This is a genomic window from Streptomyces sp. NPDC059832 (assembly GCF_042731715.1).
GTDB lineage: Bacteria > Actinomycetota > Actinomycetes > Streptomycetales > Streptomycetaceae > Streptomyces.
In genome coordinates, this window is the sequence record NZ_JBHWIY010000105.1 from 1 (window position 1) to 1,829 (window position 1,829).

The following is a 1,829-nucleotide window of genomic DNA, read 5'->3' on the forward strand; positions in this document are numbered from 1 at the left end:
CTAGCAGCCTGCCAGCGCCGGGGTAGTCCGCCTTGCCCTGGTCGTTCCACCAGCGGCGCAGGGACTCCACCGCGAAGGCGGCGGTGTTGCGGTTGGTGCCCACGTTCACCCAGCCGGTGTCTCGCCCGAGATCGTAGACGCCGTAAGGGATGGCGACCGGGGTGTCCGGCCTGGTGAAGTCATGGTCCGGAGGGGTGATCGGATCGCCCTTGGGGCGGTAGGTGCGGCCGGGACGGGCGAACTCGCCGATCGGCTCCTTCTGCTTCGCGTCCACACTCACCACGGGCAGGCCACGGGCCAAAAAGCTCTCAGCGGCCGCGTTGATATGCCGAAACTGGGCGTCACGGTCCGGGGACTGCGAGCCGGCCCGGGTCTTGACCATGCCCTGCAGACTGAACCCCATCTCCCGCAGCAGCCCGCCGACCACCGGAGCACTGACCGGATGCCCCGCATCGCTCAGCTCTCGGGCCAAGTCCCGCAACGACGCCGTCGTCCAGCGCAACGGAGACACCGGATCACCCACCTCCCGCGGCTCGATCAACGCCTCAAGCGCCGGCCGGAGACCAGGATCCCGCTCAGCAGCCGACCTGCGGCCACCACCTGGCCGACGCACCCGGCCCAACGGCTCCGCCCCGCCGGCGAGTTCGACGCATCCCCGCGCGACGGTCGACTCCGAGACCGCCGCCAACCGGGCCACCGCCACGATCCCGCCGTGCCCCAGCGCCTAGGCCTCCGACGCCAGATACAAACGGCACTGCCGCTCATCCAGATGCGGCAACAACGCCGCGAACTTCACGTCCAGGACCGCCAGGTCCTCCTCAGAAATCCCCACGACAGCCCACGTATCACGGCACGTACAGCAGCCGCATGGAAACCGTCAGTAATTTACTGACGACTCCTGAACCGCTGCCAGTTCGTTGAGGATCACCAGCGCCGGTTCGGCGTCAAGCGGCTCTGCGACATCTTGGGCATTGCCCGCTCGAGTTTCTATTACTGGCGCCGCACCGCCCCGGACCGCGCGGCCCGACAGGCCGCCGATGAGCGGCTCGCGGCCCGAATACGCAAGGCCCACCGGGACTCCGACGGCACCTACGGAGCCCCGAGGGTCACCGCCGAGCTCCGTGATGAAGGCGGTCAGACGGTCAATCACAAGCGCGTTGCCAGGATCATGCGGGCCATCGGCCTTCAGGGAGTGCGTCTGCGGCGCCGGCACCGCACCACCGTCCCGGATGCGGCAGCGGTGAGGGCGCCGGACCTGATCGGCCGCGACTTCACCGCCGAGGCCCCGAACACCAAGTACGTCGGCGACATCACCTGCCTGAGCGTCGGCAGCGGGAAGTTCTGCTACCTCGCGACCGTCATCGATCTGTACTCACGACGTCTGGCCGGATGGGCGATCGCTGACCACATGCGCACAGAACTCGTCACCGACGCCCTGGCGGCCGCGATCCGGACCCGCGGCAGCCTCGCCGGAGCGGTGATCCACACCGATCACGGGGCCCAGTACACCAGCCGAGCCTTCGCTGACGCCTGCCGCCTCGCCGACGTCCGCCAGAGCATGAGCGCGGTCGGCAGCAGCGCGGACAACGCCGCCGCGAAATCGTTCAACGCGACCTTCAAAAGAGAGACGCTGAAGGGGCGAAAGGGCTGGCCAAGCGAACGTGAGGCCCGACTCGACGCCTTCCGATGGCTGTCCCGCTACAACACCCGACGCAGGCATTCCCGGCTCGGCCAGCGCTCCCCGATCGCTTACGAAAACACCTTCCGCCCAACAACAACTACCCTGACCCGAGCCGCATAGACGTGTTCAAGATCCGGGGTCAAGGCCC

General features: G+C 68.2%; 2 pseudogenes. One reads left to right on the forward strand and one right to left on the reverse strand.

Annotation, left to right across the window (positions count from 1 at the left end):
- Window positions 1-832: pseudogene (locus ACFV8T_RS45505) on the reverse strand (ISAzo13 family transposase); the annotation flags it as partial.
- Window positions 833-895: 63 nt separating this feature from the next.
- Here ACFV8T_RS45505 and ACFV8T_RS45510 point away from each other — a divergent pair.
- Window positions 896-1,801, forward strand: a pseudogene (locus ACFV8T_RS45510) (IS3 family transposase); the annotation flags it as partial.
- Between the last annotated feature and the right edge of the window lie 28 nt (window positions 1,802-1,829).